This window comes from Ammonifex thiophilus (assembly GCF_003368535.1).
GTDB lineage: Bacteria > Bacillota > Desulfotomaculia > Desulfotomaculales > Ammonificaceae > Ammonifex > Ammonifex thiophilus.
Map to the genome: position 1 here is coordinate 38,559 of NZ_QSLN01000002.1, position 21,707 is coordinate 60,265.

Genomic DNA, 21,707 nt, shown 5'->3' on the forward strand with positions numbered 1-21,707 from the left:
GGACACCAAATTTCCCCTCCTCAGGGCACCACCATGGTGCCCACGCCTTCGTCCGTGAAGACCTCCAAGAGGATGGCGTGCGGGATCCGCCCATCCAGGATGTGGGCCCGCTTCACTCCCTCCTCCAGAGCCTCCCGACAGCATTCCAGCTTGGGTATCATGCCTCCGCTCACCCGACCGGAGGCCAGGAGTTGGGGGATATCGCCGAGGTGAATGGTGGAAATCACCGAGGTTTCGTCTTCCGGATTGCTCAAGATGCCGGGGACGTCGGTGAGGAGAATGAGCTTCTCGGCCTTAAGGGCTGCCGCTATCTTGCCGGCTACGGTATCGGCGTTGATGTTAAGTCCTTCTCCCCGAGGGCCAAGACCTATGGGAGCCACCACCGGTATGTATCCCTGGGCAATGACGCTCAAGAGAAGCTCCGGATTCACCGCTTTCACGCGCCCCACCAGCCCCAGGTCTTCCCCCTCTTCCTTCTCCGCCAGCAGGAGGTTGGCGTCCTTACCGCAAAGGCCTACCGCCTTTCCTCCCAGCTGGTTGATGAAGGCGGCGATCTCTTTATTCAGCCGCCCCAGAACCATCTCCACCACTTCCATGGTTTCCTCATCAGTCACCCGCCGACCGTTGACAAAAACGCTTTCTTTGCCCAGCCGCTTGAGCATGCGCGAAATGTCGGGGCCGCCGCCGTGTACCAACACCGGGTGCATGCCTACATACTTCATGAGCACCACATCGGTGAGCACCGCCCGCTTGAGCTCGCAGTTAAGCATGGCGTGGCCCCCGTACTTTATCACCACGATTTTACCGTAAAAGGAGCGGATATAGGGCAGGGCCTCCACCAGAATTTTGGCCTTCTCCAAAGCCGACAACACCAAGATTCTCTTTTACCCCCTTAGGTACGGTAGTGCGCGTTTATGCGCACATAATCGTAGGTTAGGTCGCAGCCCCAGGCCGTGGCCCGGGCTTCTCCGGCGCCGAGGTCTACCCGGATGATCACCGGATCGGTAGAAAGGGCCGCCCGAGCCTCCTCTTCGTCGAAGGAGGTGCCTTTACCCCCCGCCACCACCCGCACCGGACCCAGCCAGACCGCCACCTTATCCGGATCAAAGCACGCGCCCGAATAACCTAAGGCACACACTATGCGCCCCCAGTTGGGATCTTTACCGAAGACAGCCGCTTTTACCAGGTTGGAAGCAGCCACCGCCCGCGCCGCCCGCCTAGCTTCTTCTTTAGTGCATGCCCCTTCTACCTGCACTTCAATAAGTTTGGTGGCTCCCTCCCCGTCACGCGCTATCTGCCGGGCTAAGGAAGCGGCCACTTCATAAAGGGCCTGCTTGAAGGTGGCGTAGGCAGGCCCCTCTTCCTCGATCAGGGGAGCGGAAGCCTGACCGTTGGCCAGCATCAGCACCATATCGTTGGTGCTAGTATCCCCGTCCACCGTTATCAGATTAAAGGTGTCTTCCGTCACTTCCCGCAAAGCCCGCCGCAAGAGCTCGGGCGTTATGGCCACGTCGGTGGTAAGAAAGGCTAGCATGGTAGCCATACAGGGGTGAATCATCCCCGAACCCTTGGCCATCCCCCCTATTCTGCAGGTAAAACCTTCCAGAAGAAACTCTACTGCCGCCTCCTTAGGTACGGTGTCCGTGGTCATAATGGCCTCGGCCGCCACCCTGTGTCCCTCGCGGCTCAACCCCTTCACCAACTCGGGCAAAGCTTTGAGGATCTTCTCCACCGGTAGCCGCTCCCCGATAATGCCCGTGGAGCTCACCAGCACCATCTCCTCCGGTAAGGAAAGAGCCTCGGCCGCCGCTCGGGCCATGAGCTCGGCATCCGCCAGCCCTTCCGGGCCCGTGCAGGCGTTGGCGTTGCCGCTGTTGACGATGACCGCTTGGGCCTGCCCCCCGGCTACCCTGCTCTGGGTCAAGAGTACCGGGGCAGCCTTTACCCGGTTGGTGGTGAAGACCCCTGCCGCCGCCGCCGGCACTTGGCTCACCACTAAAGCCAAATCCTTCTTGTACCTCTTAATTCCTGCCGCCACACCGTTGGCCAGAAAGCCTTTCGGCGCCGTGACGCCACCCTCTATCCAGACCACGGGTTTTCTCCTGCCTCCTCCTTTACGGATAAATGCCAGAATCTTCTAGCCCCATCGTCTCCGGAAAACCGTAGCTCAGATTAAAGTTCTGTACCGCCTGCCCGGCCGCCCCCTTTACCAGATTGTCCAGAGCGGCCAGCAGTACCGCCCGGCCGGTGCGCCCGTCGGCCACCGCCCCCAGCTGCACCAAGTTCGAACCCCAGACGCTCTTGGTGCGGGGGTAAACCCCGGCAGGCAGCACCTTAACAAAAGGCTCCTCCCGGTAGTACTCCCGGTAGGTGGCGAGCAGGTCCTCGGTCGTCACTCCCGGAGCCAGCGGTGCGTAGATGGTGGCCAGGATACCTCGCGTCTGCGGAACTAAGTGGGGAACGAAGGTCAGGCGGACCTCTTTGCCCAGCTTGTCTCGCAGGATCTGCTCCATTTCCGGCGTATGCCGGTGCACTGCCACGTTGTAGGCCTGTACGTTCTCGTTGACTTCAGCGTACAGCGTCTCTATCTTGGGCTGGCGGCCGGCCCCCGAGACCCCCGACTTGGCATCCACCACTATCCCCTCTGGCAGGATCTGCCCCGCCTTAAGAGGAGGAACAAGAGCCAGCAGGACCGCCGTAGGATAACAGCCGGGGTTGGCCACCAGCCGGGCCGTTTTGATCTGGTCGCGGTAAAGCTCGGGCAGGCCGTAGACAGCCTCCCGCAAAAGTTCCGGTGCCCCATGGGAGATACCGTACCACCGCTCGTAAACCCCCGCCTCCCGGAAGCGGAAATCGGCCCCCAAGTCGATGAGCTTCTTCCCCGCCTCCAAGGCCGCTCGGGCGTAGGGTATCGCCTCCCCCGCCGGCAAGGCGGTGAAGAGGACATCCACTTCCCGGACGAACTCCTCCGGCGAAGCCGCTATTAGCCTTTCATCTTCCAGCCCCCAGAACTGAGGGAAAACCTCGGGCAAAGATTTCCCTGCGTGCGTACGGGCTGCCAGCAAACAGACTCTCGCTTCGGGGTGACGTCTTAGAAGACGAATGAGCTCCGCCCCGGTGTAGCCCGAAGCGCCGACGATCCCTACCCGAACCAAAAGCCTCCACCCCCTCCACCACTAATGCTACTAATTATACAGCCGGCTGCATAAAAATACAATAAAAAGTTTAGCGGGCGGGACGCACCGCCAAGCGGCGGTAACGATTGATGGCCGCCGCTATCTCATAGCACCGGGGCCGGGCCATCTCCCCTGGATGCTCTCCCTGCCGCCCGGCCAGCACCTCAAGCCCTTCTCTCTCCACTTCTTCCTCCAGAAGCTCTAGAATTTCCCGCAGGGTGCGCTTCCCGTCGGCGTACAAGGGTAGCCGGCGCAAGATGACGGCGATGGCCCGAGTCTGTGCCGGGTCCACCAGCTGCTCCACCGCCCCCAGATCGATGGTCTCCCGACCAAAACGAATCTCGTGCAAACCTTGAGCCTTCACCTTATCTTTGGAACCTAGGCGCCAGGGATCCGGCAAAAGAATCCTGGGAATAGGGGGCCTAAAAGGCCCGGCCTCTTCCTGATTGCGTTGGGTAGGCATCGCCCGGGCGATTTCCCGTGCCGCCGCTGTGACCACCCGGGGCCGGTAGTTCTCCATCATGATCACGTGGTCGGCCACGTCGAAGTAGTCCCCCGAACCTCCCACCACCAGGATGGTAGAAACGCCGTGGTCTTGGTAGAGTTGGCGCACCCGGTCGATGAAGGGGGTGATAGGCTCCTTGTCTTTAGCCACCAGGGCCTGCATGCGGGCGTCGCGGATCATGAAATTGGTGGCGCTGGTGTCCTCGTCAAGCAAAAGAAGCGAGGTTCCCACCTCTAAAGCTTCGGCGATGTTGGCCGCCTGGGAAGTGCTGCCACTGGCCGACGGGGTGGAGAAGAAACGGGTATCCTGCCCACCGGGAAGGTTATTTATGAAGCTTGATATGTCCACCCCAGTCACCGCCCGCCCGTCCTCGGCCCTTATCTTCACCGCGTCTCGGACGGTCAGCACAAACTCCCGGCCATCCCCAGGGATGTGGTCGTAGACCCCGCGCTCGATCGCCCGCAAAAGGGTGGTCTTACCGTGGTAGCCTCCTCCCACGATGAGGGTAACTCCTCGGGGAATTCCCATGCCGGTGATCTTCCCCCGGTGGGGCAGGGTGAAAGAGACCCGGAGCTCAGGAGGGCTCTGAAAGGGAACCGCCTTTTCCCGCGAAAGGGGACGATCACTGGCCCCGCTCTCTCGAGGCAGGACGCTACCGTCGGCCACGAAGGCCACCAAGCCCCTCTCCTCCATCTGCCGCCGTAAAGAGTCCTGGTCTTCGGCGGTGTGGACGTGCAGCCACAGGGCTTCCTTGTCCAGGTTGGCGTACCGGAGAGAGCGGCGCACCACCTCCGGTAATGCTTCGAAAAAGATCCGCTGGGCCTCCCGGGCCAGTACAGTCCTCCCCCGGGCCGGAAGCCCCACCGCGAACCGCACCTCCACGAACTCTTCGTTGACCACCACCGCCGTGCGCTCCAGGATCTCCTGGCCGCAGGGAAGGATGTGGATGAGCCCGCTCGACCCGGTGCCGCAAGGGCGAGAAAAAGCGCGGCTGTGCCGGCCGAAAACCCGGGTGAGGAAGTCGCACAGGGCCACGGCCCGGGGCTTATTGGCAAAAAGTTCCGGCGGGAAGCCGGCCACCTCTTGTTTTACCCGCACCCGCACCTTGGAAGGGGGAGCAAAGGGATCGCTCTGGGCGTGATCGATGAAGAGCTGATACTCCCCCCAATCGTAGGCCCCTTCGAGCTCCTGATAAGCCTTATATCCCCGGCCGTCTATGCGCTTAAGTTTATCCCGGAACTCCTCTTGACTGCGCAAAACCTCTCCTCCCCACTCTGATAAATCGCACGACTTAAAGTTTAGCGTACACAAGGGCCTCAAGGTACCAGACCGGGAAATAAAATTCGTCCCAGCTGCTGCAGCCAGGGCAATAGCACCATCAGTAGCGGGGCAATGAGCAAGGCCGGCAAAAGGTTGCCCGCGCGCAGGGGCTTGATGGCCAGCAGGCTCCCCACCGCTAGAGCCAAAAGGATAACTCCCCCGGTAGCTGTGAGTTCGTCGAGCATGGCCTCGGTGACCACCCCCTGCAGCTGCCCCGCTAGCAAGGTAAGCCCCCCCTGGTAGCAGAGCACGGTGAGCGCCGAAAAGAGCACCCCCACGCCGAAAGTGGAAGCGAAGGCCAGAGCGGCAAAGCCGTCCATCAAGGCCTTAACCGCCAGCAAGGTATAATCTCCCGTAAGCCCGTCCTGAACGGAGCCCAAAATGCTCATCGGCCCCACGCAAAAAAGCAGAGAAGCGGTCAAAAAACCACGCACGAAGCGGGAGCCATGCCCGTCAGCCCCGGCTTCCGGCGCAGCGAAGCGCCGCTCCAGCCCTTCTCCTATCCGCCGCAAGCTCTCTTCCAGATGCCACCACTCCCCTAGCAATCCTCCCAGCAGAAGGCTCAGCAGCACCAGGACGGGGTTATGCGTTTTGAGAAACATGGCGATGCCAAGCGCGGCAGTGAAGAGGCCCAAAGCCCCTATTATTGTCTCGCGCGCCCGCTCGGGCAGCTGCGCCCCAAAAAAGAGTCCCAGAGATCCACCCAGCAACACTGTGGATACATTAATGAGGGTTCCCGTCATCCAAGCACTCCTTCCCTTAAAAACTTTTAAAAGTCTTCAAGTCTTCCTTCGACGGGGTAGCCCCCGCGCCCTCTACACCGAAGTGAAAGCTTGACCAAGCTTCGCGCCTGGCGTTAAAATGTAAACCATAAAAGCCGTATTAGGTTTACGTTTTGGAGAGAGGTCACCACCGGTGTTGTGGGAGACAGAGCTTCGAAAAATGGAGGAGAAGAAGCTCCGGCGTTACCTCCACCCTCTCTTGCCTCTAGCCCCGCACCGCGCTCTATCGAGGGGCAGAGAGGTGGTTCTTTTCTGCTCCAACAACTATCTAGGGCTTACTCACCACCCCCGGGTAATAGCCGCCGCGATTTCCGCCTTGCGCGTCCTGGAGGAAGATCCTGAGCCACAAGCCCGCCTTAAGGCCAATATTTCCCGGCTGGCCGAGGGGTTAAAAGCCCTGGGCCTCCCGGCAAGCGGGGAGACCCCGATTTTCCCCGTGGTCCTGGGAAGCGAAGGACGGGCTCTGAAGGTAGCTTCTCTCCTTTTCGCCAAGGGGTTCTACGTTCCCGCCATAAGGCCTCCTACGGTGCCTCCTGGCACGGCCCGGCTCAGGGTATCGGTGAATGCCCTGCACACTCCTTATGAGATAGACTCTTTCTTAAAGGCGCTGGCCGAAACGCTAAAGGAGGTTTGAAGCTTGAAGCTACCTTCTCTCTTTGTGACCGGAACGGATACCGAGGTGGGGAAAACGGTGGTAAGTGCCCTTTTAGGCCTCATCTACTGGCAGCAGGGAGCGCGGGCAGCTTACCTCAAACCGGTAGCCACCGGAGGAAACGCGGATCCCTCTTTCGTAGCCCGGATTTTAGAACTTGACGAGCCCCAGGACATCATTTGCCCCTACGTCTTTAAAGAGCCCTTCTCCCCCCACCTGGCCGCACGCCTGGCCGGGCGCCAAATAAGGCGTGATGTCATCAGCGAGTGCTACGCCTACCTGGCCAAGCACTACGACGCGGTGATAGTAGAGGGAGCGGGAGGGCTTATGGTTCCCCTGGGACCTTCTTACTTGATAGCCGATCTGGCCCGGGATTTGGGACTCCCCCTCTTAGTAGTAGCCCGCTCGGGACTGGGGACCATCAATCACACGCTGCTTACTCTAGCCACCGCCCTGCAAGCGGGTCTCAGTGTAATGGGAGTGGTCATCAACCGCTACCCCCGCACTAACCCCGACCCGGTAGCCAAGGACAACCCTCGAACTATTGCCAGCTTTAGCGGCCTGCCGGTGCTGGCCCTGGTTCCCGAGATAGAAGGGCTTGACCTTTCGTTCATAAACCGTAAGCTACTGGAGGATGTGGCCGCCGAGGTTACCCGCCAGCACCCGGAGCTCCTGGAACGCTTACGACTTTTCGGCCGGGAAGAAGAACGATGAAGGAGCTTGTGCGCCTGCAAAGCCTGGCCGAGCGGGTGCTGGCCGGAGAAAACATAGGTAGCAAAGAAGCAGAAGAACTATTTTCCCTGCCTCCGGAATACACCCCTTTACTCCTGGGCTTTGCCCACCTCATAAAGCTTAAGTTCCGGGGGAAGAAGGTAAGCCTCTGCGCCATTGTCAATGCCCGCTCGGGCAGGTGCCCGGAAGACTGCCGCTTCTGCGCCCAGTCGGTTCACTATAAGACCAGAGCTCCTTCCTACCCCCTCTTGCCAGAAGAGGAGGTGCTGGAGAAAGCACGGTTGGTTTACCGGGCCGGAATCCGGCGTTTTAGTCTCGTCACCAGCGGTCCTCGCCCGGGTAAAGACTTTGAGCGGCTTTGCCGCCTGATACGCCTCTTAAAAAAGGAGCTCCCAGGGCTCAAAGTTTGCGCTTCCCTGGGAGCCTTGAACCGGAAAGAGGCCCTGGAACTAAAGGAGGCGGGGCTGGATCGCTACCACCATAACCTGGAAACATCTCCTAGCTTTTTCCCCCGTATTTGCACCACCCACCGTTTCGAAGATCGGCTGGCCACCTGCTGGACAGCTGCCGAAGCCGGCCTGGAGCTTTGCAGCGGGGGGATAATAGGCCTGGGGGAAAGCCCCGCCCAGCGCTGGGAACTGGCCCTGGCCCTGAGGGAGCTCCCCGTGGTCTCGGTGCCGGTGAATATCCTGCACCCTATTCCCGGCACCCCGCTGGAGAACCAACTCCCGCTCTCTCCGGAGGAAATCCTGCGCTCCCTGGCCGTTTTCCGCTTCCTCCTGCCCCGCGTGGCCCTGCGCTACGCCGGGGGAAGGGAGTTCAATCTCAGGGATACCCAGGGGTTGGGGCTCTGGGGAGGGGTGGACGGCATGATCACGGGGAACTACCTCACCACCCCAGGCCAGGGGATAGAGCGGGATTTAAAGCTTCTGACCGACCTGGGCCTGGAAGCCGAGCCCTAACCTGTACCGGCAGTCTTCAAACGAGAACGGGGGCCGTCTGGCCCCCGTGGCTGGATAAGCTCAGCTAACTGGTCAGAATGTTGACCACAGTCAATCCGCGCTCCTGGCTCACCTCCAGCCGGACCCCCACCATCTCCTGCGCTACGAAGCGCAGGGGCACAAAGGTGCGGTCGCCCACAATGATGGGCGCGGTGTCCATCTTCTTGGTTACGCCGTTGACCGAGTAGGCGCTCTGGTCGATGTACATCTTGATAACCTTATCCCCCTTGGTAACCGTAACCTCCCGGTTGACCGGATTCCAATCCACCTGGCAACCCAAAGCCTCCATCAAGGCCCGTGCCGGAACCATGGTGCGGTTATTCTGGTCGATAAAGGCCGGCGGTTCGGTGAAGAAGAGCTGGCCGTTGAGCTTCAGGATCACGTTGGCCGGGCTAACCGGTGTCACCGGCGCGGGGGGCGGGGTGGGAGCGATCGTCTCCAGGTTAACGCTGTTCTCCGGCGTGAGCTGGGGAGTTTCCACCTTCACGTTGGGGTCAACCCGGTCGATGCTGTCCCCCACCAACTCCAGATCTAACTGCACTTTGCCCGTCTTTTCGTCCACCGCCCTGGCGGTAATAGTTACGTGCGAATTGGCTTGCTGGCCTTGGATAAGGGTATAGCTTGCCAGCTCCCCGCTGATCCTAAGCCCTTCGGGCAGTAGCAGGTGAAGCTTCAAAGCAGTGTTGCTCCGCGAGTCCCCTCTGGTGCCGACGCAGCTGCTGTTAATCTCCAGCCCACCCAGCGTCTTGCCCTCATCGACGAAGGTCCAGGCCGCCTTCAGCTCCTTGGTTCCGCCAGGTAGGAGCGAAGCCCGGTAGCAAAACTCCTGGAGGCGGAAGTTCTGGGCCAGCTCATGCGCGTCCGCCCGGGTGGGATAATCGCCCGCCTTCACCGCCTCGTCGATCTTCTGGACGATGTCCCTTTTGAGCTGTTCCCTCATCTTTTTCGGATCGAGATCGGACGGCATCACGGCTCTGGTAAACATCGAATTGGGCGCGGGCCCCAGACTCACAGTCGCACCAGAAGAGGAAACGAAATTGGCTACCAGCTCGGCGAAGCGTTCCTTCTCGTTCTTCACCTTTTCTACCAAGTTGCCCAGCGTCTCTTCCCAGCCGGCCTGGTCGAGTTCCAGGGTAAACTGGGTGGGCGTTACCCGGAAATACTTAGAAGGAATGGCTTCCAGGAAGAAGCGCAAAAGCTCTTTGAGTTCGGGGGGCATTTGCTGTTCGCGGTAGTAACTTATATTCTTCCATATGTCACCGAGCTCCGGGCCCTGAACGTAAAGGTAGGTAGGTAAGAGCTGTAACTCCTCTTCGGAAGGGCCGGCTTCCGGCGGAAGCATGTGCCGCAAAAGCTCCAGGAAGCTTTTGTCCAAGATCACCTTATCCCCGTCGAGGTACGCGCGCACCGGGTAAGTATGCCCCTGCAAGTTGACCTGCATGTCTATAGCCATCTTCTTTTCGGAGGCGTTAAGCTTGCTATCCAGATCGATGACCGCTCCCTGAAGCTTAAGCCCCGTCATCTCAGCCAGACTGCCCGAGAAGCGTGTGATTTTTAACTGCCCCTTGCTGGTGGACTTGTCGTAGAACTCGCCAGGATAAGGGGTCGAGAGGCCCTTGAGCTGGTCAAGCAGCATCGCTTGAGGAGAGGAGGTCTGCGCCGCAGCGCCGAAAGCCAGGCTGAGGCAAAGCCACAACGAAAGGGTGATCACCAGGAATGTCCTTCTCCGCACTAACTTTCCCTCCCATGGTTACAGTTTGTTTTCATGTTAATTAAAAAACAACTAGACGGTCAAGAATGGTTTAAGGCGTAAAGTATGCCATAAAAGCGCTTGTGAAGGGCAAAGTTCCAACAAATTTCGCCCTTTCTTGGCCTTATGCACTTTATCACTAGAAGAATATTTTACCAGACCACCAGCTGGCGCATCTCGTCGTAACCCTGCTGCTCCAGTTCGGCCGCGCTGGCGAATTGGGGCCAATCCTGCTTGTTGAAGGGGAGGTAGTTCCCCAGCGGGTCCTGGTAGAAGAACTTCACCGTGGCGGGCAAAACCTCGCCCCGATCGTTGAGCTCCGCCACAACCTTGAGGAAGAGGTTGGCCTCCTCCGGCTGCTGCATATCCCGGCGAAGCTCCTGATCCCAGAAGGCGATCTTTTCCTCTACCTGGCGGATTTGCTCCGGGGTGAGTTTACTCCGGTTCTCCTCCAGAAACCTAATGCGTCCCTTCTGCACCGGCCACTCCGAGGGAGACGCCACCCCTATCCGGTAATGCACCTGGGTGGCGAAAATGGCCTCCGCCTGCTTGCCCTCACGGGCAAAGGACAGGCAGTTGATGGCCAGGTTTAAAAGCTGGTAGTGCTGGTACATCTCCTTCAGAAGGTCCGCCGCCCGTCCCTGGAGCTCCTCCAGCACTGGATCCACTTCCAGGTTGGCCACGCACCAATGCTGGTCGCAGGGCGCCACTGTAACCCACATCACCTGGGAGCCCGCAGGCCCAGTAGAAGTCATTAAGTCGAATTTAACCTCGTAGAGCCATTTCCCACCGGGCAAGGACACTTCCTTGATCACCCCATACTTTTCCACCCAGGGGCTGGAAGTGCTAGTCACCCATCCCAGGCTGGCGAAATCGGCATACTTCTGCTGCCGGAGCTCGGGAGAAAAAAGGGCGTACTGCAGCGCACCGTTGCGCGTCTGTACCCCCCGGGCCCACTCCTCCACCGCCGCCCGCGGGGTGGCCGGGGCCAAAGCTTTCTCCAGGAGCTCCAGACGCCGCTCCAAATCGTTGGAAATATAGACGGTGGAAGTGCGCCCGTCCCAGTCCACCCGACACTTAAGAGCCTCCGCCACCCAACGCACCGGCACCAGCACCCGGTCGCCGGAAATGACCGGCGGGACATCGGGCTTAATCTCCTTGCCGTTCACCACCAGCTTGACGGTGTCGGCGCCCCAAACGGCTACCGCCCCCACCGCTAAGAGCGCCAGCATCACCGGCAGGAGCCACCATTTCCTTGCCTTCATCCTCGTCCCTCCCGAAGGTTAAAGATTTCCCTCAGGCAAGGGTTCGCCTGCCGGGATGTCAAATCCTGCCGGTGGTAAACAAAAAGTAAAAAATTTTCTCCCGCTACATCTCCTGCAGCCGGCGGATGCGCTCTTCGATGGGCGGATGGGTGGAAAAGAGGCCGGCCCAGAAGCTTCCTTCCCCTTCCTTGAAGGGATGCACGATGTACATGCCGGCGGTGGCAGGGGTGGCCCGCTTGACCGTAGCGTGATGCTCTTTGAGCAAGGTCAGAGCCTTGATGAGGCCCTGCGGGTTGCGGGTCAAATCCACCGCCGAAGCATCGGCCTGGAATTCTCGGTTGCGGGAAAGAGCGAATTGAGTGAGCACCGCCGCCAGGGGAGCCAGCAAAAGCAGCAACACCGCCACCACATAAAGCAGCGCATCCAAGCCGCTCCGGTCCCGGTCGCGCCGCTCCTCCCGCCCGCCCGAGAAAAGCCCCCCGTAGAAAAGCAAGCGTTGCCCCAGGTCAGATAGAAGCACGATTACCCCCACCAGGGCGATGGCCAGGGTCATGAGGCGGGAATCGCCGTTGCGAAGGTGAGAGAGTTCGTGGGCCGCCACGCCCTCCAGTGCTTCCCGATCCAGGAGCTGGAGGAGGCCGGTGGTGAAGGCCACCGCTCCCGCCTCCGGACGCAGGCCCACGGCGAAGGCGTTAGGGGCCGGATCGTCCACCACGTAAACTTTAGGTTTGGGCATACGGGCAGCCAGGGCCAGCTCCTCCACCACGTGGTGCAGTTCCGGGTACTCTTCCTCAGAAACTTCACGCGCTCCGGCCAGATTCAGCACCTGCCAGGATGCGGTGGCGTAAGTGAAGGGAAGGTAAAAGGCGGCGAAGATCAATCCCAAGCCCAACCCCAGGCGGGTATCGCCCATGACGTAGCCCACCGCCGCCCCCACCGAGGCCAGCAGGAGCGCAAAAAAGCCCATGAGCAGATAGGTGCGGCGCTGGTTCCGCCGCAGGGCCTCGTACAAGATCATAGCCATCACCTAGACCCGCCCTAAGTGAGCTTAACCTGCAGGGCTTCCCGCTCCTCTTCAGGGATAGCGAGCTGCTCCACCCTCCGAAAGCCGAAAAGCGAAGCCAAGATATTGGCCGGGAAGACCTCCCGCCGGATGTTGTACTCCGCCACCGTTTTGTTATACAGCTGGCGAGCATAAGCGATCTTATTCTCCGTAGTGGTGAGCTCCTCCTGCAGGCGCAGGAAAGTGGTGTTGGCCTTGAGATCGGGGTAGGCCTCGGCCAGGGCGAAAAGGTGCCGCAGCGCTCCACCCAGCTCCTGGTTGGCCTCCATGCGCTCTTCCGGAGTTCCTTGGATCAGACGGCTCCGCATCTCGACGATCTTGGCTAGGGTCTCTTGCTCGTACTTCATGTAGCCCTTAACCGTCTCCACCAAATTGGGGATGAGATCGTGGCGGCGCTTCAGCTGCACGTCGATCTGAGCCCAGGATTCCTGGATCCAATTGCGGTAGCGCACCAACCCGTTGTAAACCAGGACGGCGTAGAGAGCCACTGCCAGGACTATGCCCAGCGCTATATACCCCAGCATTTGGCGAACGCTCCTTTCCAAAATAGTTAAAGCTAACCGCTAACGAGCATACCACAGCTTTCCTTGCCCGGCAAGCCGTCAACCGCCTTGAACTGTGTCAATCCACTGTAGGAACCGACCCCGAACCGGAGCGAACTACCAGAGAAGACTGACATTTCGGCTCAAAGCTTTGAGAGCACAAGGTTCAGGGAAGTCACCGAACCCCGTAAAGCAGGAAGATTATCGAACACCTCACCTGATACCTTCCTCAGCCTCTGCCTTTCTTCCTCAACGGCAGCCTTATCGATCTCTAAAGCCTTTAAGCCCTCCTCCTATCGGGCTACAGCAAGGAAACACCATTCGCCTTCGCCACTCGCAACCGAGCCATCTGGTCTACCCCACGAGCAAAGTCCTGAGCCATAGGCCGCGCAGATCAAGCCGCGCCGCCAAAATATGACTCACGTGCGCCTCTGCACTCACCCTAGCTTCCCCTGGACAGAGAGAGCAGGTAAAGCTTCCCGCCCCGCGGCCCGGCGGTGGCCACGTAAAGATGTCCTTCGGAGCGGCCGACGTAAATCGGCTCCTTATCCAGAGAGAGTTCGGCCAGCCGCTCTACCTCACCCTGCCGGAAAGAGAAGAGGATAAGTCGCCGCTGGTCCCCCTCGGAGTAGCAGAGGACCGGCACCAGGATGGCGCGGCGGGCGGGGTCGAACCAGGGCTGGGTGTAAGGAGCTCCAGCATAGAATTCTTGCTTCTCCAGGCCGCCCTTGGCCCGCAAGTCTTCCCCTATCCCCTGCCGCCAGCTGGAGAAAACATTCCGGCCCATGGCTACTAACTCGTCCGTGTCGGGATTGTAAGCTAAACCAAAGATGCGGTTTTCGGCCGGTACATTGAGCTTTTTCCAGGTAATCCCACCGTCTTCCGATTCCTGCACTCCGGTCCAGGTGCCACCCATAGAGCCGCGCCACACCCATAAGCGCTTGGAGTTTCGGGGATCAAAAAGCAGACCATCAGCCCCGGCCGGGACTTGACCGGGCAGAGATTTGACCTGTCAGTGTTTCCCTTCATCTTCAGTCTCCAGATAGTCTTTGAGGGAAAGGAGCTCCCCCAGATCGGCGAGATAAGCCAAGGCTTCGCTACCGGGAGTGGAAAAGATGTAAGCCCTTTGCGGCTCGGTCGGGTCTGTAACCACCAGCCAGGGCGGGCAGGCAAATTCACCGGCGGTGCCGGGCACGAGCTCCCAGGTCTTCCCCGCATCCCGGGTGAAATAGAGGGCGAAATTCTTCTCCCCCGGCTTCCGGGCCCAGACGAAGGGAAAAGACGAGGTACCAAAGACATAGTTCACCTGCTCGAAAACGCTTACCGGCTTCAGCTCCCTGCCGGGGGAGGAGCTGCGGAAAAGGGTGCAGGCGAAGCCCGCGCAACCGCCCTTCGAGCTCGGCTCGGATTCCTGAAGGGGCCGGTAAGCCAGAACCCCGGACCGGCTCACGTGAATGACGTAGGTGTTGGGTGGTAAGTCAAACTGCCCTGTCAAAGCTTCCCCTCCCCGGAACCCCTCGCGCGCGCAACCTAGCCACAGCACCAATCCGCCTAGTAGTAGCAGCCAATACCACCGCCAACTCATAAACCTTTATCCCTCCTCAGCTAAACTCTTACTTCACCGAGGCGGCGATTTCCCTGAGTTCCTCTGGGGAGAAAGCACCCTCGAGATCGATAAGGGTGAAAAAGACTCCTCCGAACTCCCATTCCAGCACGTTCATCGGCGGAACCGGCACTACCTTGCCGTCCGCCCCCACCCTGCTCCGTGGCACCCGAACCAGGTAAGCCACTTTCCCATTCACCTCGGTTTTCTGCACTTCCTCGCCCTCGGGGCGCTGCTCGCCAGCGAGCGGAGAGTAGTTAGTTATGAACAGACGGAGCTGGGGGTCCCCCGAGCGGGGACCAAAAGTCAGCATCGCGTGTCCCCGGCCGGAAATCTCATTCCGGGCCCAGTCGAGCGCAAGAAGACTCCAGCCGGGAGGGAGGCGGGTGGGTGAGCGAACCGGAAACCCCAGCTGAGCTTCGGCCTGGGCCAGATTATCGGGGGTGGGGGTTTCCAGCCAGCGCTCCTTCTTGAGAATCTTCCCTCCCCCGCTCTCCAGGTCGTGAAGCAGCGTATCCGTGCTTTCCACCCTTTCCGATGCTTTCCCCCACTCCCCCCGCTTTTCCATGACCAGATAACCGATGCCCGAGTCCTCGACTCGGACATACCGGTAGGTGAAGGCCAGCATGGGGTGCATGATATGCATTTCCGCCCAGGCCCGGAACTGGGGGAAAATGCTCAGGAGCGCCCCGAACAGCAAGACGAACGCTGCCGCAGCAGCGACCAGCCCTTTTTTCCAGCGGGCCCGGCGCCGTCTCTGCAACGCCGCCACTACTATCTCTGCCGCCCGCTCCCGGCCCAGCCGCACTTCCTCCGCCTCCCGCCGGAGCAAGCGGCGCAGCCTTTCTTCTAGCGGGTCAAAAGGATTCTGATCCATAAACGCCACCTCGCTTTTTCCCCTTTCCCGTCGGCAGCGGGTCGGTACCATTCAACTCCGCCGCCAGACGGCGGAGAGCGTAGTGCAGGCGGGATTTCACCGTACCCTCCGGTATCCCCAGCACCCCAGCTATTTCACTTAGGGGGAGTTCATTGAAGTAACGAAGGACCAGCACCGCCCGCATCCGAGGGTCCAGCTTCGCTAGTGCCTGCCTTAACCGCCACCTGTCTTCTTCTGCCTCCAACCCCTCTCCCACCGGATCGCTCCCGGTGGCGAGCTCCCGCATCGAAGGCAGCTCCGGTGCACTACTCCGGTTTTTTCGGGCCAGCTCCCAGCAGGTGCGAGTGAGCAGGCGGCAAAACCAGACGGGAAAAGCCTGCGGATCGCGCAGTTCCTTGATTTTCAGATAGCACCGAATCAGAGCTTCTTGCGCGGCGTCCTCGGCCAGATCCCGGCGTCCCAGGATGAGGTAGGCGGTCTTAAGGGCTCGGTCGCCGCATTCCTCCACCAGCTCCTCGAAGGCTCCCGGTTCTCCCCGCTGGACCCGCCGCACCAAAGCAGCAATTTCCATTCCCACTTCCCCTCTCCGGGAAGGAGCCCTTTCCACCATAATAAGAGGAGCAGTGGAGGGAAAAGGTTCAAAATCTCGGTACCGGAAAAACCCGTCCGGTTGGAGAAGAAGAAGGCGATATGGCTTCTCGCACTTCAGCGAGTGCCTAGAGCGGTGCCGGGCACGAGCTCGCCCAATTGGAGGCGCGCCCCTCTTCGCCCGTAGTCTCCAGGAAGGACGGCTGGAAAAAAAGATTGGCATCAGTGGCCGCGCTATTTAGAACGCTGTTTAAATAAAGAAAAGTGAAGGGTGAGGAAGCTTTTAATGGAACAGGGTAAAAGTCACCTTCTTCCGCCCCTGTGGGCCCTCTACCTGGGGCAGGCCCTGTTGGGCGCGCTGGCCTTCGCCGCTTTCTGGTGGGTGCACACCCGCTACCACCTTCCCTGGGAAGCTCTGACGCGCGTGGGCCCGCCAGGGCAGGTGCTGGCCTTCGGGATAGGGGGAGGCGCGGGACTAATCGCCTTCGTGGCCGCGACCTATTTCCTTCTGCTCCGGCGACTGCCGGAGAGGTTCTGGTTCGATCCGGCCGTTTTAGCCTTGACAGAGCTCAGCGGCCTGCACCTTGTCTTTCTCTTGCTCCTCACCGCCTTAATCGAAGAGACCCTTTTCCGAGCGGCGTTGCAGAACCTACTCCTTCTGCGCCTGGGCTCGGTGCCGGTGGCAATAGGAGCAGCTGCGGCCCTCTTCACCGGCGCCCACCTCCGCTACCTGGCCCGTCCCCTCCTGGCGGGCATGGCGCTGATCCTAGGGGGAGCTCTGGGCTGGCTTTACTGGTACACCGGCAGCCTCTGGACGGCGGTCATCGCCCATTTTCTCTACGACCTGCTCGCGGTTCAACTCCTCAAGAAAGGCTGGCTGCTCCCAAAAGTGCCAGCTGATCTTTTTGCCCGAGCCGCTCTGCCGGAGAAGGAAGAGAGTCAGCCCGGTGAAGGCCGCTTAAAAGGCTAACCAGGTTGGCAAGGGCTTCCCGCAAAACCAGCGGCGGCCGCACCAGCACGGTCTCTTTAACCCCGGCACCGCTGGCCTCTATCCCCATCGCCTCGGCCTCGCGCAGGGCCCGCCACAGGTGGAAGTCATGGGTGACAATGATGGCCCGCCGCCAGCCGTGTGCCCGCATGATAGAGCGCGCTCCCAGCAAATTTTCCCTGGTGTTGCGGGAAGCGGTCTCGGCGTAGAGGGCCGAAGCCGGAATTCCGCGGGCCAGCAAAAAATTTTTACCCGCTTCGCCCTCCGGCGTGGGATTGTACTCCCCCACTCCTCCGGTGACGATGATAACCGGGGCGTAACCTTGACGGTAGAGCTCGGCGGCCAGAAGCAGGCGCTCCTGGAAAGCCGGGCTGGGACCTTGGGGCCAGACCGCGGCTCCCAAGACGATAATGGCATCGGCAGGCTGGGGCTGCGCCAGACGGCCGAACCGCTCGGTGTAGCAATAAAGCCCGGCCAACAGGGACAGAAGCAAGAGTAAAAGCAGGGCCAAGACGGCAGCCACCCGGACGACCGCCACCCGGAATTTGGTAGCGTCCTTACCCAACAATTCAACCAGCGCTCCTCTACACCGCGAGGTTTAAGCCCGGCGACCGGGGCGCAAAAGCCAGTATTTGACCAAGTCGTTCACCACCAGGGATTGGAATTTTTTTAATCAACTGCCCCTCCGGCATATCTCCACCAACCTTTCACCGGTCTTCTCCGCCCAGGTAGCCAGGCTCCAGATGAAGCCTATCCATTTGTCGTTTTCTCTTTTGACCGGCCTTACGACCTTAGCCCAGACCCACTGCCTCTCTCCCACACATATCCGGAGGTAGAGTTCTCCTTTAAGCCAGACGAAGCGGAGGTTGAGGTTTCCCTCTGTGTCTTTACGGGCCCGGGACTCTCCCCAGCCAGTTTTCAGCATACCACCAGGTTGTAGAGCCTGGAGCTGGAGGAGCGCCCCAGGGCACAAACTTTGACTCCTCCGGCAACGTATGGCCTTCATCCGCCAGGTTGACCACTTAGCAAAATAGTATCATGGGGTATCCGGGCAGGAAAACACCTGGTACCTGACCAGACCTGAAAAAGAGGCTCAGCAAATTTCAGGAGCCCAAGGTCAAAGCCCCGAATTCTAGCAAGAGCAGCAGGAAAAAGTAAGGGTAACCGTCGAATATGATTTAATACACTCACGGGTGCGGGAGGTGAAGGCCGATGATCCCGGTCAAGGTGAAGGAGATAGCCTTCGACATCGCCATGAATCCCGTGCTGCTGCTGACCGATGAGGCGGGCAAGAGGCTTCTGCCCATCTGGATCGGTCCCTTCGAGGCCCACTCTATCGCCTTGGCCTTGGAGGGGGCCAGTATAGGCCGACCTTTAACCCACGACCTGCTGAAGTCCGTCTGCGAACAGCTAGGGGCAGAGGTCAAGAGCGTGGTGATAACCGATGTACGCGATGGCACTTACTACGCCGAGCTCCACCTTAAGATAAACGACCGGGAAGCGATAATCGACGCGCGCCCCAGTGATGCCGTAGCTCTGGCCCTTCGCACAGTCTCCCCCATATACATAACGGAAAAAGTAGCCGATTACACCCTAACCCCGGAAGAACTTTACAGCCCCGAGACAGAAGAAGCCCGGATACTCCGCCTTCCCGAAGAAAAGAAGCTTCACTAAAATAAACTCCAAAAGGCGGCCTTTTAAGGCCGCCTTAAATTTGACTCTAGTGCAACCGCAGCAGGAAGATAAAGATTACGCCGGCTCCTAAAAGAAATCTGTACCAGACGAAGATATTAAAGTTGTGTGTGGTTACGAAGCGCAGGAGGAAAGCTATGGCGGCAAAGCCGGTTATTGCTGCCGCCGCCACGCCACTAAAGAAGAAGAGATTGAGGTCACCAGGGCTCAAGTCTTTAAGCTTCAGAACACCTGCCCCCAAGATGATGGGAGTGGAGAGTAAGAAAGAGAAGCGCGTGGCCGCCTCCCGGTTGATCCCCAAGGCACGCGCCGCAGCTATGGTGACCCCTGAGCGAGAAACGCCGGGGATGATGGCGAAAGCTTGAGCCAGGCCGATTAACAGCGCCTCCTGCCATCTGATCCCCCAGAGGTTAATCTGCTTCCGTCCTTTGTGATCCGCCAGATAAAGTAAGAGTCCCATGAGAATAAGCATGAGGCCCACTAGCCAGGGGGTCCGGAAGACCGTTTCTGCCTGGTGTTCCAGTGCCAAGCCCGCCAAGCCTCCGGGAATGGTGGCTAGAACCAAGTACCAGAAGAGGCGGCCTTCCCTTGAACTTGCCTGCCTAAATCCTTTCTGGATGAGTTCCAGCCAATCCCGCCAGAAGTAAGCGACCACCGCTATGAGCGTCCCCAGGTGCAGCGCCACGTCGAACGTAAGGCCCGGATCGGGCCAGCTAAAAAGCCACGGAACCAGTACTAGATGCGCCGAACTGGAAATGGGAAGGAACTCTCCCAGGCCCTGAACCACTCCTAGCACGATAGCCTCCACTATTCCCAAGCGCTCTTCCCCCTCTGCCCGCAGAGAAAACTAACTAGTGCCATTCTACGCTGGACTCCCTCTTTCCTGTTGGAAAGAGCTTAAAAAATATTTAAGGACCCCGCCTCAATGCGGGGTCCTCTTAGAGCTCCAGAGCTTTATTCACCGGTAGCCGCCGTCTCACGCAAGGCGGCTTTTATCTGCTGGTAGGCCTTAGTGGCTTCCTCCACCGCCACCCCGTCCTCCAGAGTGGTGATGTCGCCCAGCGGCTGGCCGTGAATCACCGCCCGCAGGATGCGACGCATGATTTTGCCGCTACGGGTCTTGGGCAGGTTATCCACGAAGACTATTACCGCATCGGTGGCTACGATGGGACCAATGACTTTGCGCAGGTGCTGCTTGATCTCGTCCACCAACTCTGGCTCGCCCATGAAACCGTGGCGCAGTACGGTGAAGATGACCGGGACCTCTCCCTTGACCGGGTCGGGACGGCCCACGCAGGCAGCTTCCGCCACTGCCGGGTGCAACACCATGGCCGACTCCACCTCTGCCGTACCGATGCGGTGACCCGCAATCTTCAAAACGTCGTCGGCCCGCCCCAGCACCCAGATGTAGCCGTCCGGGTCTTTAACGGCAAAGTCGGAAGTGCAGAACTTGCCCTTGAACCTGCTCCAGTAAGTATCAATGTAGCGCTGCGGATCCTTGTAGATCGTCATCATCATAGCCGGCCAGGGGGTGGTAACCACCAGGTGACCGCGAACCCCCGGCGGGCAGGGCTTACCTTCATCGTCTACCACTTCTACGTCGACACCAGGGATGGGGAAGCCGTTGGTTCCGGGCTTGAGGGGGTAAATCTTCCCCAGACCCGGGGTGTGGGCCAGGATCATCTGGCCGGTCTCAGTCATCCACCAGCAACTGGAGGCCACGATGTCCTCCTTACCCAGGTTGCGGAAGTACCAGTTGAAAGCTTCGGGGTTGATAGGCTCGCCCACCGTGTTGACGATGCGCAGGGTGGAAAGATCGTAGCGGTGCACAAACTCTTCGGGGAACTTCATGAGCATGCGCACCGCCGTGGGAGCGGTGTAGAAAACCGTCACCCCGTGCCGGTGAATGATGCTCCACCAGCGGTCAGGGGCCGGATAGTCGGGAGCCCCTTCGTAGATCACGGAAGTAACCCCCAGCATCAGAGGACCGTAAATTACGTAGCTATGCCCGGTGATCCAGCCCACGTCTGCCGTGCACCAGTAAACGTCCTCGTCGTTGAGGTCGAAAATGAGCTTGGCGGAGGCGTAGACACCTACGGCGTAGCCCCCTACCGAGTGCTGGACCCCTTTAGGCGTACCCGTGGTCCCGGAGGTGTAGAGGATAAAGCTAAAGTCCTCCGAGCTGCAAGGCACCGGCTCTACCTGCACGTTGCGGCTGATGCCTCTCACGAAGCGGTGGTGCCACAGATCGCGCTCCTCTTCCCAGGCCAGGTTCTCCAGCCCCACGCGCCTCACCACGATGACGTGCTCCACCTTGTGCCCTTTCTCGGCACAAATGCGCACCGCCTCGTCCACCATGGGTTTCAAGGGTATGACCCGACCCCGGCGGTAAAGGCCGTCGGCAGTGACTATGATACGCGAACCGGCATCCAGAACCCGCTGGGCCAGGGCCTGGGCGCTGAAACCGGAAAAGACAATGCTATGAGCCGCTCCCAGGCGCTGCACTGCCAGCATGTAATAAACCATTTCCGGAATCATGGGGAGGTAGAGGGTGATAACCTCTCCCTTGCGCACCCGGAGCTTTTCCCTTAAAGCAAAGGCCAAGCGGTTCGACTCCCGGTAAAGGTCGTGGTAGGTGATCTTCCTTACCTCTTTGGGCTCGCGCTTTACCTCATCCCAGGGCTCCCCTTCCCAGATGAAGGCCACCTTGTGCTTCCTGCCTTGCTTGATCTGCCAGTCAACGGCCAAATAAGCCAGGTTGGTCTCTCCCCCTACAAACCAGCGGTAGAAGGGAGGATTGCTATCATCCAGCACCTTGTCCCACTTTTTGAACCAGGGAAGTTTCTCGGCCCACTCTGCCCAAAAAGCTTCTATGGCCGCTTTATCCTTAACGGTTTCGGCATGAAAGCGCTTGTATTCCTCCGCACTCCAGACCCTGTCCTGCCAACTGGGAGGCACGATGCGGTGGTCGAATTCCTCATAGATCTTCTCCTGAGCGCCCGCTTCCAGCGGCCGCGCCGCCTCCTGAGCCATGGCTACTTTACCCCCTCCTCCGTTTCACCCTATAAATCCTTGCCTCTAATCTTAAGTCCCCACAGGAACAAGGCCAAGCAAAGCGCAGTTAACGGTCGAATAGGCGAGGGGAGCGGTCATTTCTTCTCCCCGACCGGT

The 21,707-nt window shown here is 59.6% G+C and carries 22 protein-coding genes and 1 pseudogene; 5 read left to right on the forward strand and 18 right to left on the reverse strand.

Annotation, left to right across the window (positions count from 1 at the left end):
- Positions 1 to 20: 20 nt before the first annotated feature.
- From argB to DXX99_RS02545, 5 genes are all read right to left on the reverse strand, one after another.
- Complete coding sequence (gene argB, locus DXX99_RS02525; RefSeq protein WP_115791949.1) at positions 21 to 875, reverse strand: acetylglutamate kinase; 855 nt, start codon at positions 873 to 875, stop codon at positions 21 to 23.
- 17 nt (positions 876 to 892) lie between these two features.
- Complete coding sequence (gene argJ / locus DXX99_RS02530; protein ID WP_115791950.1) at positions 893 to 2,092, reverse strand: bifunctional glutamate N-acetyltransferase/amino-acid acetyltransferase ArgJ; 1,200 nt, start codon at positions 2,090 to 2,092, stop codon at positions 893 to 895.
- A gap of 22 nt (positions 2,093 to 2,114) precedes the next feature.
- Positions 2,115 to 3,155, reverse strand: a complete 1,041-nt coding sequence (gene argC / locus DXX99_RS02535) for an N-acetyl-gamma-glutamyl-phosphate reductase (RefSeq protein WP_115791951.1) — start codon at positions 3,153 to 3,155, stop codon at positions 2,115 to 2,117.
- Between the two features lie 70 nt (positions 3,156 to 3,225).
- Complete coding sequence (locus DXX99_RS02540; protein ID WP_115791952.1) at positions 3,226 to 4,938, reverse strand: ABC-ATPase domain-containing protein; 1,713 nt, start codon at positions 4,936 to 4,938, stop codon at positions 3,226 to 3,228.
- Positions 4,939 to 4,997: 59 nt separating this feature from the next.
- The gene (locus tag DXX99_RS02545; protein ID WP_115791953.1) at positions 4,998 to 5,744 is read right to left on the reverse strand and encodes a DUF554 domain-containing protein; all 747 of its coding nucleotides are present in this window, start codon (positions 5,742 to 5,744) and stop codon (positions 4,998 to 5,000) included.
- Between the two features lie 199 nt (positions 5,745 to 5,943).
- On the opposite strand from DXX99_RS02545, the gene DXX99_RS02550 reads away from it, so the two are divergent.
- Genes DXX99_RS02550 through bioB form a run of 3 tightly spaced genes read left to right on the forward strand, consistent with a single transcriptional unit; the run spans position 5,944 to position 8,129 of the window.
- The gene (locus DXX99_RS02550) at positions 5,944 to 6,417 is read left to right on the forward strand and encodes an aminotransferase class I/II-fold pyridoxal phosphate-dependent enzyme (protein WP_134642937.1); all 474 of its coding nucleotides are present in this window, start codon (positions 5,944 to 5,946) and stop codon (positions 6,415 to 6,417) included.
- A gap of 3 nt (positions 6,418 to 6,420) precedes the next feature.
- Entirely contained in the window at positions 6,421 to 7,149 is a 729-nt protein-coding gene (bioD, locus tag DXX99_RS02555) for a dethiobiotin synthase (protein ID WP_115791955.1), read from the forward strand.
- Complete coding sequence (bioB, locus tag DXX99_RS02560) at positions 7,146 to 8,129, forward strand: biotin synthase BioB (RefSeq protein WP_115791956.1); 984 nt, start codon at positions 7,146 to 7,148, stop codon at positions 8,127 to 8,129. The genes bioD and bioB overlap by 4 nt, the downstream gene beginning before the upstream one ends.
- Positions 8,130 to 8,193: 64 nt before the next feature.
- On the opposite strand, the gene DXX99_RS02565 is transcribed toward bioB, so the two are convergent.
- The 9 genes and pseudogenes from DXX99_RS02565 to DXX99_RS02605 all read right to left on the reverse strand — a co-directional run bounded on the left by DXX99_RS02565 (position 8,194) and on the right by DXX99_RS02605 (position 15,839).
- Positions 8,194 to 9,900, reverse strand: coding sequence for a copper amine oxidase N-terminal domain-containing protein (locus tag DXX99_RS02565; protein ID WP_134642938.1), 1,707 nt, complete (start codon positions 9,898 to 9,900; stop codon positions 8,194 to 8,196).
- Between the two features lie 170 nt (positions 9,901 to 10,070).
- Positions 10,071 to 11,183 (reverse strand): copper amine oxidase N-terminal domain-containing protein, encoded by a 1,113-nt coding sequence (locus DXX99_RS02570; protein WP_205664615.1) that lies wholly within the window; start codon positions 11,181 to 11,183, stop codon positions 10,071 to 10,073.
- Positions 11,184 to 11,286: 103 nt separating this feature from the next.
- On the reverse strand, positions 11,287 to 12,207 hold the full coding sequence (locus DXX99_RS02575) for a M48 family metalloprotease (protein ID WP_205664616.1): 921 nt from the start codon (positions 12,205 to 12,207) through the stop codon (positions 11,287 to 11,289).
- Between the two features lie 14 nt (positions 12,208 to 12,221).
- Positions 12,222 to 12,770: a LemA family protein gene (locus DXX99_RS02580; protein ID WP_205664617.1), complete on the reverse strand. Its 549-nt coding sequence runs from the start codon at positions 12,768 to 12,770 to the stop codon at positions 12,222 to 12,224.
- Between the two features lie 135 nt (positions 12,771 to 12,905).
- Positions 12,906 to 13,229, reverse strand: a pseudogene (locus DXX99_RS02585) (ISLre2 family transposase); the annotation flags it as partial.
- Position 13,230: 1 nt separating this feature from the next.
- On the reverse strand, positions 13,231 to 13,704 hold the full coding sequence (locus tag DXX99_RS02590) for a hypothetical protein (protein WP_134642939.1): 474 nt from the start codon (positions 13,702 to 13,704) through the stop codon (positions 13,231 to 13,233).
- Positions 13,705 to 13,800: 96 nt separating this feature from the next.
- On the reverse strand, positions 13,801 to 14,373 hold the full coding sequence (locus DXX99_RS02595; protein ID WP_134642940.1) for a hypothetical protein: 573 nt from the start codon (positions 14,371 to 14,373) through the stop codon (positions 13,801 to 13,803).
- Positions 14,374 to 14,401: 28 nt separating this feature from the next.
- Positions 14,402 to 15,277 carry a hypothetical protein gene (locus DXX99_RS02600; protein ID WP_134642941.1) on the reverse strand — a complete coding sequence of 292 codons (876 nt, stop codon included), beginning with the start codon at positions 15,275 to 15,277 and terminating at the stop codon, positions 14,402 to 14,404.
- Positions 15,249 to 15,839 (reverse strand): RNA polymerase sigma factor, encoded by a 591-nt coding sequence (locus DXX99_RS02605; RefSeq protein WP_240610796.1) that lies wholly within the window; start codon positions 15,837 to 15,839, stop codon positions 15,249 to 15,251. Before DXX99_RS02605 ends, DXX99_RS02600 begins: the two co-directional genes overlap by 29 nt.
- A 303-nt stretch (positions 15,840 to 16,142) precedes the next feature.
- On the opposite strand from DXX99_RS02605, the gene DXX99_RS02610 reads away from it, so the two are divergent.
- Positions 16,143 to 16,826, forward strand: coding sequence for a CPBP family intramembrane glutamic endopeptidase (locus DXX99_RS02610; RefSeq protein ID WP_115791962.1), 684 nt, complete (start codon positions 16,143 to 16,145; stop codon positions 16,824 to 16,826).
- Here DXX99_RS02610 and DXX99_RS02615 read toward each other — a convergent pair.
- Together DXX99_RS02615 and DXX99_RS02620 are read right to left on the reverse strand one after the other, a co-directional pair.
- Positions 16,720 to 17,412, reverse strand: a complete 693-nt coding sequence (locus DXX99_RS02615) for a YdcF family protein (RefSeq protein ID WP_165847673.1) — start codon at positions 17,410 to 17,412, stop codon at positions 16,720 to 16,722. The two genes, DXX99_RS02610 and DXX99_RS02615, sit on opposite strands and share 107 nt — an antisense overlap.
- 105 nt (positions 17,413 to 17,517) lie before the next feature.
- Positions 17,518 to 17,769: a hypothetical protein gene (locus tag DXX99_RS02620; RefSeq protein WP_240610787.1), complete on the reverse strand. Its 252-nt coding sequence runs from the start codon at positions 17,767 to 17,769 to the stop codon at positions 17,518 to 17,520.
- 287 nt (positions 17,770 to 18,056) lie between these two features.
- Between DXX99_RS02620 and DXX99_RS02625 the strand changes: the two genes are divergently transcribed.
- Positions 18,057 to 18,518 carry a bifunctional nuclease family protein gene (locus DXX99_RS02625; RefSeq protein WP_115791964.1) on the forward strand — a complete coding sequence of 154 codons (462 nt, stop codon included), beginning with the start codon at positions 18,057 to 18,059 and terminating at the stop codon, positions 18,516 to 18,518.
- A 46-nt stretch (positions 18,519 to 18,564) separates the two neighbouring features.
- On the opposite strand, the gene uppP is transcribed toward DXX99_RS02625, so the two are convergent.
- Both uppP and acs read right to left on the reverse strand, forming a co-directional pair.
- The gene (uppP, locus tag DXX99_RS02630) at positions 18,565 to 19,344 is read right to left on the reverse strand and encodes an undecaprenyl-diphosphatase UppP (protein ID WP_240610797.1); all 780 of its coding nucleotides are present in this window, start codon (positions 19,342 to 19,344) and stop codon (positions 18,565 to 18,567) included.
- A gap of 146 nt (positions 19,345 to 19,490) precedes the next feature.
- Positions 19,491 to 21,569 (reverse strand): acetate--CoA ligase, encoded by a 2,079-nt coding sequence (gene acs, locus DXX99_RS02635; protein ID WP_115791966.1) that lies wholly within the window; start codon positions 21,567 to 21,569, stop codon positions 19,491 to 19,493.
- Positions 21,570 to 21,707: the final 138 nt, after the last annotated feature.

Excerpts from the sequence above, each read along its gene's own strand:
- DXX99_RS02545 (WP_115791953.1), bottom strand. The coding sequence starts at position 5,744 with ATGACGGGAACCCTCATTAATGTATCCACAGTGTTGCTGGGTGGATCT.
- DXX99_RS02550 (WP_134642937.1), top strand. The coding sequence starts at position 5,944 with ATGGAGGAGAAGAAGCTCCGGCGTTACCTCCACCCTCTCTTGCCTCTA.
- bioB (WP_115791956.1), top strand. The coding sequence starts at position 7,146 with ATGAAGGAGCTTGTGCGCCTGCAAAGCCTGGCCGAGCGGGTGCTGGCC.
- DXX99_RS02570 (WP_205664615.1), bottom strand. The coding sequence starts at position 11,183 with ATGAAGGCAAGGAAATGGTGGCTCCTGCCGGTGATGCTGGCGCTCTTA.
- DXX99_RS02575 (WP_205664616.1), bottom strand. The coding sequence starts at position 12,207 with ATGGCTATGATCTTGTACGAGGCCCTGCGGCGGAACCAGCGCCGCACC.
- DXX99_RS02580 (WP_205664617.1), bottom strand. The coding sequence starts at position 12,770 with ATGCTGGGGTATATAGCGCTGGGCATAGTCCTGGCAGTGGCTCTCTAC.
- DXX99_RS02590 (WP_134642939.1), bottom strand. The coding sequence starts at position 13,704 with ATGGGTGGCACCTGGACCGGAGTGCAGGAATCGGAAGACGGTGGGATT.
- DXX99_RS02595 (WP_134642940.1), bottom strand. The coding sequence starts at position 14,373 with ATGAGTTGGCGGTGGTATTGGCTGCTACTACTAGGCGGATTGGTGCTG.
- DXX99_RS02605 (WP_240610796.1), bottom strand. The coding sequence starts at position 15,839 with ATGGAAATTGCTGCTTTGGTGCGGCGGGTCCAGCGGGGAGAACCGGGA.
- DXX99_RS02610 (WP_115791962.1), top strand. The coding sequence starts at position 16,143 with ATGGAACAGGGTAAAAGTCACCTTCTTCCGCCCCTGTGGGCCCTCTAC.
- DXX99_RS02620 (WP_240610787.1), bottom strand. The coding sequence starts at position 17,769 with ATGCTGAAAACTGGCTGGGGAGAGTCCCGGGCCCGTAAAGACACAGAG.
- DXX99_RS02625 (WP_115791964.1), top strand. The coding sequence starts at position 18,057 with ATGATCCCGGTCAAGGTGAAGGAGATAGCCTTCGACATCGCCATGAAT.
- acs (WP_115791966.1), bottom strand. The coding sequence starts at position 21,569 with ATGGCTCAGGAGGCGGCGCGGCCGCTGGAAGCGGGCGCTCAGGAGAAG.